Source organism: Paenibacillus macquariensis (assembly GCF_900156375.1).
Lineage (GTDB): Bacteria > Bacillota > Bacilli > Paenibacillales > Paenibacillaceae > Paenibacillus_AQ > Paenibacillus_AQ macquariensis.
Genome location: NZ_FTNK01000022.1, coordinates 12026 through 26429 on the forward strand (window position 1 = coordinate 12026; position 14404 = coordinate 26429).

Annotated in this window: 11 protein-coding genes; all 11 read right to left on the reverse strand. The window is 42.8% G+C overall.

From position 1 onward, the window contains the following. Positions 1 to 82 precede the first annotated feature (82 nt). A complete protein-coding gene (gene hslO, locus BW961_RS25240; protein WP_068592289.1) occupies positions 83 to 964 on the reverse strand; it encodes an Hsp33 family molecular chaperone HslO in 882 nt (293 codons plus the stop codon). 80 nt (positions 965 to 1044) lie between these two features. Next, positions 1045 to 1812 carry a type III pantothenate kinase gene (locus tag BW961_RS25245; RefSeq protein WP_068592291.1) on the reverse strand — a complete coding sequence of 256 codons (768 nt, stop codon included), beginning with the start codon at positions 1810 to 1812 and terminating at the stop codon, positions 1045 to 1047. After that, positions 1809 to 2684, reverse strand: coding sequence for a carboxylating nicotinate-nucleotide diphosphorylase (gene nadC, locus BW961_RS25250; protein ID WP_068592293.1), 876 nt, complete (start codon positions 2682 to 2684; stop codon positions 1809 to 1811). The genes BW961_RS25245 and nadC overlap by 4 nt, the downstream gene beginning before the upstream one ends. Continuing rightward, positions 2674 to 4290: an L-aspartate oxidase gene (nadB, locus tag BW961_RS25255; RefSeq protein WP_068592295.1), complete on the reverse strand. Its 1617-nt coding sequence runs from the start codon at positions 4288 to 4290 to the stop codon at positions 2674 to 2676. Before nadB ends, nadC begins: the two co-directional genes overlap by 11 nt. 39 nt (positions 4291 to 4329) lie before the next feature. Then, entirely contained in the window at positions 4330 to 5268 is a 939-nt protein-coding gene (gene nadA / locus BW961_RS25260; RefSeq protein ID WP_068592297.1) for a quinolinate synthase NadA, read from the reverse strand. 240 nt (positions 5269 to 5508) lie between these two features. Next, positions 5509 to 7572: an ATP-dependent zinc metalloprotease FtsH gene (gene ftsH / locus BW961_RS25265; protein WP_068592302.1), complete on the reverse strand. Its 2064-nt coding sequence runs from the start codon at positions 7570 to 7572 to the stop codon at positions 5509 to 5511. 94 nt (positions 7573 to 7666) lie between these two features. Then, on the reverse strand, positions 7667 to 8206 hold the full coding sequence (gene hpt, locus BW961_RS25270) for a hypoxanthine phosphoribosyltransferase (RefSeq protein ID WP_068592304.1): 540 nt from the start codon (positions 8204 to 8206) through the stop codon (positions 7667 to 7669). A 70-nt stretch (positions 8207 to 8276) separates the two neighbouring features. Further along, positions 8277 to 9698 (reverse strand): tRNA lysidine(34) synthetase TilS, encoded by a 1422-nt coding sequence (gene tilS / locus BW961_RS25275; RefSeq protein WP_068592306.1) that lies wholly within the window; start codon positions 9696 to 9698, stop codon positions 8277 to 8279. Between the two features lie 39 nt (positions 9699 to 9737). Further along, positions 9738 to 10688 carry a serine/threonine protein kinase gene (locus BW961_RS25280; protein ID WP_068592308.1) on the reverse strand — a complete coding sequence of 317 codons (951 nt, stop codon included), beginning with the start codon at positions 10686 to 10688 and terminating at the stop codon, positions 9738 to 9740. Next, entirely contained in the window at positions 10672 to 11412 is a 741-nt protein-coding gene (locus tag BW961_RS25285; protein ID WP_068592310.1) for a vWA domain-containing protein, read from the reverse strand. The genes BW961_RS25280 and BW961_RS25285 overlap by 17 nt, the downstream gene beginning before the upstream one ends. Before the next feature lie 123 nt (positions 11413 to 11535). Further along, on the reverse strand, positions 11536 to 14046 hold the full coding sequence (gene spoIIE, locus BW961_RS25290; protein WP_068592312.1) for a stage II sporulation protein E: 2511 nt from the start codon (positions 14044 to 14046) through the stop codon (positions 11536 to 11538). Between the last annotated feature and the right edge of the window lie 358 nt (positions 14047 to 14404).

Here is a 14404-nt window from a genome sequence, read left to right on the forward strand (position 1 = left end):
GAAAAGGAACCCCATCGTTAAGATAATATTGACGACCCACAGCGTCCTTTTCTCTCTCTTGATCCTCGTCATATGGATGCCATTACTTGGCTTGTTCTAAAATATGCTGAAGTTCTGCTTTATCAAAAGAGTACTTTTCATTACAGAAATGGCATACTACCTCTGCCTTGCCGTCTTCTTCAATGATTTCTTCAAGATCGGTTTGTCCTAGACTAACAAGTGTATTCTCCACGCGTTCCTTAGAACATTGACACTTAAATTGAAGATCCATTTCATCTAGAACTACCGCATCCGGTAGTAACCTTTGAAGCATCTCTTCCAAATCCATGCCTTGATCCATTAAGGTCGTGATTGGTGGAAGCCCACTAACCGCATGCTCGATCGCATTAATTTCATCATCACTTAATCCTGGCAACAACTGAATAATGAAACCTCCCGCTTCGAGAACCTCATTCTCTGTTCCTACCAAGACACCTAACCCAACCGCAGACGGTGTCTGTTCTGACACTGCGAAGTAATAGGTCATATCTTCGGCGATCTCACCCGAAATGATCGGGGAGCTACCTGTATACACATCTTTTAACCCTTGATCTTTAGTCACATTGACGAAACCACTGCGTCCTACAGCTCCTGCTACATCAAGCTTGCCTAGACTGTTACTTGGTAGATGAACATGTGGATTGGCTACATACCCACTGATCTCTCCATTTGCATTCGCCTCTGCTACGACTTGACCTATCGGTCCATCGCCTTTTATCTGAATGTTTAATTTCTCTTTACCTTTAAGCATTGCACCCATCATCGCTGCCGCCGTCAAGGTACGCCCCATAGCTGCAGTAGCCGTTGGCCAAGTGTCATGTCTTTGACGAAGCTCTTCTACTAAAGATGTTGTACGCACCAGTAAAGCGCGAACATGGCCATTCATAGCTGTCCCTCGGATTAATCGATCTTTTTTGTGGTCCATGTTCTTATGGCCTCCTCTGCCTATTTGTTTATATCATCATGTGTATTCCATTATCATTTGTACATATTACATCGCTTTGCCTATTGGTTACGTTCATATATTAAACGAAGTCCCTCGAGCGTAAGCATTGAATTGACCTCTTGTATGCACTTCGTCTCACTTGCAATTAGTTCAGCCAATCCGCCTGTAGCGACTACTTTTAGATCCGGCGCTTCCATCTCAACCTTTATACGTTCGACGATACCATCGACTTGCCCGGCATATCCAAAAATAATACCCGCCTGCATAGCGTGAATCGTATTGCGACCAATAACTTTTTTTGGCTTCTCCAACTCAATTCGCGGAAGCTTCGACGCACGTTGATATAACGCTTCTGTGGCTATTCCTATCCCAGGTACAATGGCTCCGCCAAGATAGTTGCCCTTAGCATCGATACAATCAAATGTAGTCGCTGTACCGAAATCAACAACTACTAAAGGTCCTTTATACTGGTTGACCGCAGCAACAGCATTTACAATACGATCTGCACCCACTTCACGTGGGTTTTCGTAGCGCAAATTCAAGCCTGTTTTAATCCCTGGTCCAACCACCAATGGTATTTTATGAATGAATTTCTGACACATTTCTTCAAAAACATTGACTAGAGGTGGAACTACCGAAGATATGATCACACCTTCAATATCTTTAACTGAAATGTCGGACATCCGAAATAGATTAAAGATCATAACGCCGTACTCATCTACTGTAGATTGACGAGTCGTACTAAGTCGGAAATGATGGACCAACTCCCGATTCTTATAGATCCCTAATACGATATTTGTATTGCCTATGTCTACTACAAGAATCATGAAGTCTGGTCCTCCTTCTTCGCGTTAAGATCCAAACTAATATCCAAACTATTAAAAGAATATGTCAGCTGTCCAACCGAGATGATATCCACTCCACACTCAGCAATTCCCCGAATCGTCTGTAAAGATACGTTGCCAGACGCCTCTATTTTGACATGAGGCACCTGTGAACGAATAATTTCAACAGCCTGCCTCATAAGATTATGGCTCATATTATCTAACATAATAATATCAGCCCCAGCGGAAATGGCTTCATTTACTTGTTCCAGATTCTCAGCCTCAACTTCAATAGTCATCGTATGTGGAATATAAGCCCGAGCACGACTCACTGCTTGTGTAATACCACCCGCGCCCTTAATATGATTGTCCTTAATCATGACAGCATCATATAAGCCAAATCGATGGTTTGCCCCGCCGCCAACTCTCACAGCATACTTTTCAAGCATACGATGACCTGGTGTCGTCTTACGTGTGTCTACAAGTCGCGTAGGTAACCCTTCTATCACATCAACGAACTGACTTGTCTTTGTAGCAATACCAGACAAACGCTGTAACAAATTCAGAGCTAACCGTTCACCCGTCAGAATGCTATGTGTACTTCCTTCAACCTCTGCAATAATGGTTCCTTTTGTGACAGACTGACCCTCTTGCACATGGGACACAAAAGTGAGTGCTGGATCAACGACTTCAAACACCAACTCTGACACCGGAATTCCGGCGATAATACCATCCTCTTTGGCATGAATTATTCCTTTAGATTCATGATCTATAGATATCGTTGCTAGAGAAGTAATATCGCCTGATCCAACATCTTCTCTCAACCAATGACGTATCGATTCCACCAAATTTTCATTGTATCCATTAAACATCATCACTGAATTCCCCCACGATCTCATGCTCACGTTGCTGTAACAGATGCTTACGCCAATTCAAATCATCCCGTTCAGGATAATCAAACCGATAGTGTGCACCTCGACTTTCTTTACGCGCCAAAGCAGCCTGCGTAATAAGCAACGAACACGTTAACATATTAGCAAATTCGAATTCTTCTTTCTTAAACAACGCCGATTGAAAAATAGGTAGCTGACGACTTAGTTCCTCAAGTCCCTTCGATAATAACTCTTCATCACGACGAAGACCTACATAACGTACCATGACCTTTTGTAGCTTCAAACGTTTCTCGACCATCGCCTGCATTGGAACATCCACCCGATTACAGTCTACCACGAGTGAGCCTCCGGACCAATTCAGAGGCGGAAGTTCCCTAATTCGATTCACTATTCGGCTACCAAACACAATCGCTTCTGACAATGAATTACTTGCCAATCGATTAGCGCCATGAACTCCCGTCGATGATGCCTCTCCACATGCAAACAAACGTGAAATGTTACTTTCACCACTCAAATCTGTCTGCACGCCACCCATCATATAATGTGCAGCAGGTGCGACGGGAATCCAGTCTGTTGTCATATCTAAACCATATACCATACAAGTCTCAACAATCGTTGGAAAACGATGCTTGATCATATCCGCTGTTTCATGCGTTATATCTAAATAAATGAAGGTAGACTTCGTTTCCTCCATCTCACTTACGATCGCCCGAGCTACGATGTCCCTTGGTGCAAGTTCAAGCATTTCATGGTATTTGCTCATGAAACGCTCACCCTTAATATTACGCAGGATAGCCCCTTCACCACGCACAGCTTCCGATATAAGAAACCTCGGAGCTCCTGGGTAACAAAGTGACGTTGGATGAAATTGAAGGAACTCCATATCACGTATCTTAGCTCCAGCTCGGTAGGCCATCGCGACACCATCAGCTGTTGCAACTTCAGGATTCGTTGTATACCGGTACAACTGACCCGTCCCTCCGGAACATAGAATTGTCGCATCTCCCTGAACGAAGATACGTTTTCCATCAGGCCCTTGAACGAGTACGCCAATACATACGCCATCATCTGTAATAATATCCAAGACGAAATGGTTGTCCCACACTTCAATATTGTCCTTTTTGATGACTTGCTCAGATAAAGCCCTAACAATCTCAAACCCAGTCGCATCTCCGTTGGCATGTAATATACGTCGGTGACTATGTGCGCCTTCTTGCGTCAGCGCCAACTCTCCATTATCCTCATCAAATGTCGTGCCTAATGCAATGAGTTCTTTAACCCCTAACGGTCCCTCATTCACCAGGATATCAACCGCATCAGAAGAACAAAGACCAGCCCCCGCGAGCAGTGTATCCGCTCGGTGGAAGGCTGGTGAATCATCCTCTGATATAACAGCGGCTATTCCTCCTTGTGCATAACGAGTATTACTCTCAAGCAAAGCATTCTTAGTGATCATTAATACTTGACGATCCTTACCCGCCTTAATGGCTGTGAATAATCCAGCAATACCAGATCCAATCACAATAACGTCTGTCTTAACTTTTGGAAGAGACTCCAGATCGAAATCTACCAAATACCGTGGAATCATAACGTTGTTCACCTGTCTTAAGAGAAAGAGTAGCGCATGCTACTTGACCTGTAACATGCGCTCTAGGGAAATCCGTGCTTTATCAGCAATAGCCGGTGGTACATAGATCTGTGGCTTCATCGTCTCTAGACATTTCACCAATTTTTTAAGATTATTAACCTTCATATTAGGACATACTAGAAACTTAGTTGCGAAGTGGAATGTCTTGTCAGGACTATCTAGTCGAAGCTGGAATCCTGTTCCATCCTCAGTACCTACAATAAATTGTTTCACATCTGATTTCTTACAATATTCTAGAATAGCTGTAGTACTCCCTACGAAATCTCCCAATTCAACCACTTCAGGTCGGCACTCCGGATGAACGACAAAAGGAGCATCTGGATACTTAGCCTTCATTTCATAAACATCTTTGACGGTTAACATATCATGCGTATTGCAATAACCTTCCCATATAATCAGCTTCTTGTCTGTGTGCTGCTGCACATAGTGACCTAAGTTTTTATCGGGAACCCAAATAATTTCGTCCGAATCGACGGATTGAATAACTCTAACTGCATTGGCTGATGTACAGCAAATATCGGTCTCCGCCTTGATCTCTGCTGAAGAATTAATATATGTAACTACTTTGGCATTGGGATGTTGAGCTTTCAGCTTCCGAAGTCCATCTACATTAACCATATCAGCCATAGGACAACCTGCACGTTCATCAGGTATTAATACCGTCTTATTTGGCGCAAGAATTTTGGCACTTTCCCCCATGAAATGTACACCACAGAATACAATAACTTCTGCATCCGTCTGAGCAGCCTTTTGTGCAAGTAGAAATGAATCTCCCCGAAAATCTGCTACTTCTTGTATTTCATCACGTTGATAATAATGAGCTAAAATAATAGCATTCCGTTCTTTCTTTAATTCCATGAGTCGTTCGCGCAGTTCTCTATTCTGTTCCGCCTTACGCTCTAGTGCGAGAGCTTCCATACGTATTTCCCCCTCTATATGTACCCATCATTTATCAATCACATATGTCCTACTAAACTAATATATTCTCTTACTTACCAATCAAGTCCAACCAAGAATGTCCTTTGTTGTTTAACAACTAATTTACACAACGTTCACCACTCTGTCAATCAACTCCACTGACCCTACAAAAAAAAGAACCCCGTATAACACGAGCGTGTTAATACGGGGTTCTCATCTGATTAGGAAATACACTAATCTTTATTTAATTTCTGGTGGTGTTCCGCCTTCATTACCTGAGTCACTAGGATCGTTAGAGTCACGATCAACTGGATTCGGTATGGAAGTCATGTTTGGAATATCTCCTGTCGGAGTTACGTCTGTTTCATCACTCTTAGGAAGAATGCGAACTGTAACATCACCCACAGTTTCTACTGTTGGTGTACCCTCTTCGGTTGGTGTCGTCTCAGTAGACTTAGCAACCTTATCTGAAATAGATCCGGTTTCAATCAGTTGTTTAATCTGATCAATTTCCAATGTTTCTACTTCCAATAGGGTATTTGCAATAAGATGCATTTCTTTCGAGTGTTTGATTAACAAGTCCTTACAACGGTTGTAACAGTAGTTGGTGAAATACTGCATTTCCTGATCAATTTCGTATGCGATAGAATCACTATAATTCTGCTCGTGTCCAATATCTCTTCCAAGGAATACTTGACCTTGAGAGGAACCGAACTGCATTGGTCCGAGCTTATCGCTCATTCCGTATTCCATGATCATGCTACGTACAATGCCTGTGGCTTGTTGGAAGTCACTGTAAGCACCTGTACCAATTTCCCCTATGAAAATTTCTTCTGCCACACGTCCAGCAAGGAGCCCTGTAACTCTATCCAGCAATTCATTCTTCGTAACAAGCATACGATCTTCCTTCGGAAGCATGATGACATATCCACCTGCACGTCCGCGAGGGACGATAGTAACCTTGTGAACCGTGTCGGCATGTTCTAAGAAATAACCTGCAATCGTATGACCTGCTTCATGGTAGGCAACAATTCGTTTCTCGCGATCACTAATGACACGGCTACGTTTCTGCGTTCCTACAATGATACGATCAATTGCTTCGTCTACTTCATCCATGGAAATATCTTTACGATTACGACGTGCAGCAATCAAGGCAGATTCATTAAGTAAATTCTCCAAATCTGCACCGCTGAATCCAGTCGTACGCTTAGCAATGACATCCATTCTTACGTCTTCTGTCATTGGTTTATTACGTGCATGTACTTTCAATACTGCTTCGCGACCCTTAACATCTGGGCGATCTACCGTAATTTGACGGTCGAAACGTCCTGGACGTAACAATGCTGGATCTAATATGTCAGCACGGTTGGTTGCAGCAACGATAATAATACCCTCATTACCACCAAATCCGTCCATTTCTACAAGTAACTGATTAAGTGTCTGTTCACGTTCATCATGTCCGCCACCTAGACCAGCGCCACGTTGACGACCTACAGCATCAATTTCATCAATAAAAATGATACATGGCGCATTCTTCTTCGCATTCTCGAACAAATCGCGAACACGTGAAGCCCCTACCCCAACAAACATTTCTACAAAGTCAGAACCTGAAATACTGAAGAATGGTACGCCTGCTTCCCCTGCAACTGCACGGGCTAACAATGTTTTACCTGTTCCCGGAGGTCCTACAAGTAATACCCCTTTAGGAATACGAGCACCTACAGCAGCAAATTTGCGAGGATCCTTCAAGAAGTCAACAATTTCAACGAGTTCTTGTTTCTCTTCGTCAGCACCTGCAACGTCCTCAAATGAGACTTTCTTCTTCTCTTCGTTATATAACCGGGCTTTGCTCTTGCCAAAGTTCATCACTTTGCCGCCGCCGCCTTGCGATTGATTGAATATGAAGAAGAAGAGAACGAACATAAGAATCAATGGAACAAAGGAGGACAGTAATGTTAACCAGATACTCTGACCTTCCATCGGCTTCACTTCAAAATTGAAACCGTTATCCGCACTCGCTTGAGTGATTTCATCCATTGCAAAGTCAGTTCCAGGAATATAAGTCATGAAACTATCAGACTTCACACCATCCGGTGCCTTCTTATACTTACCAGTCACTAGATAGGCGTAATTATCAAATTGCGCCTCCATTTCAGCAATATTATTAGCTTTAATCTGCTGGCGTAACTGGTTATATTTAGGGGCATCAGCGGCTTCACTACTATTGCTGAGGAATTGTACAATACCCACCACGACTAAAAATAGAATCAAATAAAAACCAGAATTACGGATGAACCGATTCATCCCCTACCTCCTCTCAAGACACTAAGTTATTTTACCATAACCTGCCAGTCAGTCTCAATAGAGGCATCTGACAAGAAGTTATAAATAAACTGTATTAAGTTGTGTAAATTTCCGGCTTGAGTACCCCTACATAAGGTAGGTTCCGGTATTTCTCTGCAAAATCTAAACCGTAACCAACTACAAAAGCATCAGGTAGTATAAATCCTGTATAATCTGCTTGTAAATCTACCGTACGGCCAACTGGTTTGTCAAATAAAGTAACCACTCGTGTAGATTTTGCATTACGATTATTTAGCATCTCAATGAGGTAACTTAGTGTAAGTCCACTATCGATAATATCTTCAACGATCAATACGTCCCGTCCTTCAACAGGAACATCTAGATCTTTAATGATTTTGACAATGCCCGTTGATTTAGTGGCTGCCCCATAACTAGACACTGCCATAAAATCAAGTTCAATCGGCACCGTTATCGTCTTAACCAAATCTGCCATAAAAATAAATGCACCTTTTAGAACGCATATCACAAGAGGATTACGACCTGCATATTCGGCACTTAACTTGCGTCCGAGTTCTGCAACCTTCTCCCGGATGTCTTCTTCGCTGATGAGTACTTCTAGTATATCATTCTGCAACTGACTGAACCCCCTACGTTAAACTATGAAAGTATTACACCAACCATTACTATTAACCAATTTCTTGCGCTTATGCATCTTCAAGAGACATATGAAGAATAGAAGTCGTATGCTGATTGACAGGAGCATGGATAGATCGTCGTATTCCCGGTATCCAAACCATTTGGTTATTACCATCAACAATCATAGGAATTTGAGCACGTATTGATGGAGGTATTTTGTCATCCATAAGGATATCCTTCACCTTTTTACTACCGTTTAATCCCATCACTTTCATGGTATCCCCATCCTGTCTACATCGCAAGGTCAAGGGCAAAGATAATTGATCTGCATCAAACACCGCTTCGTGACCATGTAATTCAGCTCGTGACCATGACTTCTGCTCTCTCGAATAGACTACCATTCTCAAGATCTTCCCAATTTCGCTTACCTTAAGTTCGGGTACCACTGCATTAACTTGATATGTATACCTTACTCTCTGCACAAATGACTTAGGCTGAAATGTAACGACATCATATTCCTGTATACAGATGAATCCCCCACCTAGGTCTCGGCTCCACGTTGAAGGAGCTTTCTGTGTTATGGCATCGCGAAGGGTCTCGATCTTGTTATAATCAGCGAGCTCAGAGTCCGCTGACATGTAATTTAATATTAGTTTAATCAACCTCCGTTGTAAAGCGACATGTAAGCCCGAAAAGGAAGATACGCTAAAGGTGAACCTTTCGTCGGCTTTATGCACCAATTCGTGGTACATCTTCGCGGCTGCTTGCTCCACATAATCGTCCTCAGCAGTCATTACACTGGATAATTGATTTAAAGCCTGTGTAATCTGTCCATTATATTGCCCTAAAAAAGGGAGTATATCCAGACGGATCTCATTGCGTCGATACTTCGATTGCAAGTTACTCTCATCAATCGCATACACAAGGCTTTCGCTTTCGCATACATCAACCAAGGCTGTTTTGTATATACGTAAAAGCGGACGAATAAGTTCCACATTTTTTATCGTTCTATTAAACTTCATGCCAGTAAGACCAGATGGGCCACTTCCTCGTAACAGATGAAGAAGGACGGTTTCTGCTTGATCGTCCGCATGATGGGCCGTCGCGATAGAACGAGCATCATATTTCACAGCTGTTTTAATAAGAAACTCATATCTTTTATCTCTTGCAGCTTCCTGCGTACCTTTACCACTTTCTATCATATAAGCAGGAACATCAACAGCCTCCATCACAAATGGAATATCAAGCTTAGCTGCCATGCGCTCCACCATCAGAGCCTCTTCATCCGATTCCACTCTAAATCCATGATGGACATGAGCACATATGAGCTTCAACGGCACATGATGTTGTGATATTTCATGCATAATATGCAAAAGAGCCACAGAATCCGGACCACCGGAGACTGCGACTATAATGGTATCGTGAGGGAGCCATAGGCCCTGTTCTTCCGCCGTGCGTAGAACATGCTCTACCAAGAGGTGCATTCTCATGTTTCGTATGCTCCTTTTACCTTAAACTCATATACTCCCTTACAACCAAACCGCCAAGCATACGACACCGCATAACAGTAAGAATGAAAATGTGAAAGCATATCTTAACCAACGAGGTGTCTTATGTGAGGGCTTGTTTTGAGCGAATACAGGTTTATTTATTTGTTGCTTCCACAGCTTCCAAGCTTGATCTGACCCTTCAAACTCTCCACGAATTGCTTTGGTCAACCAATCCGCGTAAGGCTTAAGCTTGTGACTTCGTTGAACAAGGGTAAGCAGGTCCGACACGCTACGAGTCTGAGGGAGATGCTGTGTAGCCGCAGCCCGTAAACCTTCTCCATGAATGAGGTGAATACAGAGAATAGCAAAGGCGAACAGGTCATACCCTTCATCGCTTCCACGAGTACCGGCATTCCAATATCCCCTGTCATACCATTCTGTAAATTGCTTCACGCTACGACCTATTGAACTTACGCCACCATAGTCGATGAGCTCCACTTCTCCGTATTCAGATACCATCACATTCTCAGGTTTCAAGTCTCCGAACACGAATCCTAATTGATGTAAATCGCGAAGCTTCTCTAAGAGTCGTAATCCTACGATACCCATCCACTCTTGTCCACGTTTACGTATGAACCAGTGTAGAGGGCTTCCTTCCACGTATCTCATTACGTAAAAAGGAATCTCGCGTTGGCGTTCTGAATAATCGTCTACTTCAAGTAGATAGGGACGATGCGCTATACCTTCTTGCTTATCTTTTTGTTTCCGCTGTATCTGTAGTGAAGTCAGAACATTAACCTCTGACTGTAACTCCAAAGTATCATTTCCCATCTTCAGCGCATAACGCTCCCGGTAACCTGCCTTCTGAACCAAATAAACGGTTCCATTAGCGCCACTTCCGAGTACACTTTGAATCACAAAACGACTGTTACGCCATTTCCCTGTGATCACCGTACCCGCTGGGTAATTGGGATTAGACGACGTAATCACCGCGTTTTCCTTCTCCCTCATCGGAATTCCCCCGCCATGCTTGATGTTCATCTAGTGTACCATAACGGAAGAAATCAATCACCTTCATGATCGCTGGTCCCGTCGGAGTGGCTCCTTTCATGCTAATACGATTGAACAGCGACTTTAATTTCCCAAGATCAGAAGTCCAATTCACATTCATAATGGCATCTTCTCCACTGTGACGCCCTGGATAATGAAATACAGCTAATTCACTAAAGCCTTCCCGAGCCTGTAAGCTTAACATTAAATCGCGGATAGCTTCCTCGACAGCGAATAGTTTGGGCTTCATGCTCGCACTAGCATCAATGATCAACGCAACTTGAAGTGGTGTCGTCTCCGTTAATTCATCCACCACCTCAACGACCTGCGAACGGCGATTTGGAGGTAAATCCTCTAAGGTTGATCCTCCTAATATATGTTTCAACTCTTTATTAACGGCTTGTTGTATGGTCTGCACAACCGTCTTCCGAGTCATCATTTGCATCGTTTGTGCTAATTTCTGGGTACCAACAATTCGACTAATTCCCCCGCCTGCTTTGGCAATATCAGCAATTTCAATACTACCCAGTTCGCCAATAGTACCGTAATCTACGACACCTACCACATTCACGGTTATACCGTCTTCTAGCGCATGTGTTGCTGCTAGAACTGGACTGACTCCCATATTTGAACATCCATCTGTAATTAACAAAATTTGTTTCATGTCCGATCACCCTCCCAATGGCAAAAGTTTTATTCTCTCTATCATTTCCACAATTAAGAGAATTCAAACAAGGAGTTTCTATGTGATCCATATTTTTCAATATACCTATTTCCGATTCAAAAGTTAACTAACCGTGCGTGGTCGATCCATACGTGCTATTCCGGGCACGTGCAGTGTAGCCCATTTCGGCTGAAAACGTTCCACCTTTCCTACGACGACCGTCATATCATCATGAATCTGATTCTGCTGATAACGAATGACCTTTTCCAGTAGACAATCTGCAATATATTGTGGATCATCGCTCTGAATCTCTTGAATAATTCGTTTCATCCACAATTCTTTGTTCGTCGCATAACCTGGCGCATCATATAAACCATCTGTCATCATGATGAGGATATCGCTTGCTTGAAGTTGAATCGTGACCAAATCCACTTCAATTTCTTGGATGATCCCAATCGGAAGGTTACTTGCAGAGACAACGATGACCTCTTGTCCTCTTTTAATAAAACTTGGGGTCGATCCAATCTTCATAAATGTTGTCTCGGCCGTATATTGGTCGATTAATGCCATATCCACCGTTGCATATATTTCATCGGGTGAACGGAGTAAGAGAATTGAATTAACGGATTTAATAGCTAATTTCTCATCCATACCCGACTGCAGAAGTTGCTCCAATATATTAAGTGCAGTACTACTCTCTTGGCGTGCGCGTTCGCCATTACCCATACCATCACTCAAGGCAACTGCGAAGGTTCCATTACCTAACTCCACCGTACTGAAGCTATCCCCGGAGAATACATCTCCTCCCTTGGCAGCTCCAGCAACCCCTGTTGTGATTTCAAATGTTTTGGCTGATCCAAATACGACTGTTGCTAGACCGTCCCGTGCACCGGAGACTGTTTCCTGCATCACGGCAATGTGTTCATCTAGGATGTTCGAGAGAAGTGGAGCAATAATTTTACGACATTCATCATATCCTCGTGTATACGCATGAATAATCTCAATCTCTACTTGTCCAGAATCTAGATTGATAATATCAATGCCATGAACAGATAGTCCCATCTTCTCGAGCGCTTCTCGAATTTCCTCTTCTTGTTGGTACATCGCTTGTCCTTCTCTTTTGATCTCACGCGCTAGATCGTCCATCACTTGCGATACACCTGACAATTGTTCAGCCACTAAATGACGACTATCGTATATTTGACGTTTCCACTGCATATCATGTTGATAGAGATGGTACTGTTTCTTCATAACCGCAAGCACATCTCCGGTCTTGTGACAGACTCTATTCCATTCATGCGGTACTTTATCAGGTGAGAGATCTGGATTCTCTTCCACTGCACTCATCATTTCCGTCATATATTTATATGTTTGGTAGAACTTCGCATCCCAGCAGTGTTCATTCTTGAAGCATCCCGAACAAGTACCTTGTGTCACAGAATTCATGAAATGATCCATCTCTTCCGTACGCTTACTAACTTCGCCCGCACCCGAAACTTGACCAAAACTTTGGGATAATTGTCTAAATACTTGTGAGAACTGCGTCACCCGATCTGCAGTCAAATCACGTACCCGCTTCGCATATTCATGCTGAGATTTCGTATGGTCCTGCGTACCCGGTACATATTTTGATATCATGCCTATAACCGTCTTAGGTGTCAGCATAAAGAGAACAACGGCAGCACAAGTCTCCCAAGTAGAAGTCAATACATCACCCGGACCAATGAAATAGATTGAAAGAATAGATGAACCTATAAGCATACCCATCGCAACCGTCGCTCGATGCCCTTCACGCAACATACCAGCAAGCATCCCAGAAAATGCAAGAAGGCTCATTTGATAAATGGCTGTAATATCCGCCAGACTTAGAATCAATCCCGTTACTACACCAACCGAAGCGCCTAAAGATGCTCCACCTACGAAAGCGAACAACAGAATCAAGTAACGAGATAAAATGTGCTCAATCGATAATGAATAGATACTCCAACCTACAGCTCCCGTCATGACAGAAGCTAACAATATAATTAAACAAAGAACCTCTTCATTTTTAAGTTGATAGTTCTTTTTGCGATAGGTAAATACCGGAATCGCTTGGATAAATACCATTGTGAGCACAAAGCTTAGTACCGCATCCAATGTCATCATGAGTAGAGAATACCACGTTAGCGATGTACCTAAGAGAATATGGAATAGATTCACACAGAATGTGGAGACAAATACCATGATAGGAGCATAGGATAACTCTGCGTGTTCAAAGGCCTCTAAGCCCTTATGAATGAGAAAGAAGATTAACAATTCTGATGATATAATAATGGCAATTGGGAAAGGTGCGAGAAGACTACCTGCAATGATGGCGACTGTGACGATGGGAAGATAGTCTCGACGCATGAATAAAATAACAGCGAAAAATGCTAATGCAAAAGGGGATAACTGATCTAGTATCATCGCCTTTCCTAACAGGAACCCCATAAACGTCAGCACGATCATCCATTTCTTAGCTGCAACAAGATGTAGCATTCGCCGAACGACACTCCCCTGTGTCATACGTGCAATCCAGGATCCTGATGGATAAGCAGATTTCGCTCTTTCTGCCATATGTACCCCAGGGAAGTTAATTACATTTCTCTTTTCCATAATTTTAAGCACCGCCCTTAATAATGTTTGTTGGTACCCATTATAGAGTGGGGCGTGCGAGAAAGTTTGTCATAACAGCGGACAGGCTCTTAAGAAATTTCCGACAAAAAAGCCACCGTTGCGGAATGTCGGGAATGGGCTTCAATCGCTTCTCACACAACGTTTTAAAACTGCCATCATGATTTTCACTTTGCTAAAATTGGAAGTCTTATGTTCTTTTTCACCTAGCGATTGAACATGAGATATCTGGAAATCAGTTGGAAGTTGTCGGTAACTTAGGGTATGCGACAAAAAAACCGTAGAGGCATCTGCCTACTACGGTTATCTTAAAATATAAGAAAGTATATGTTGTACTTGA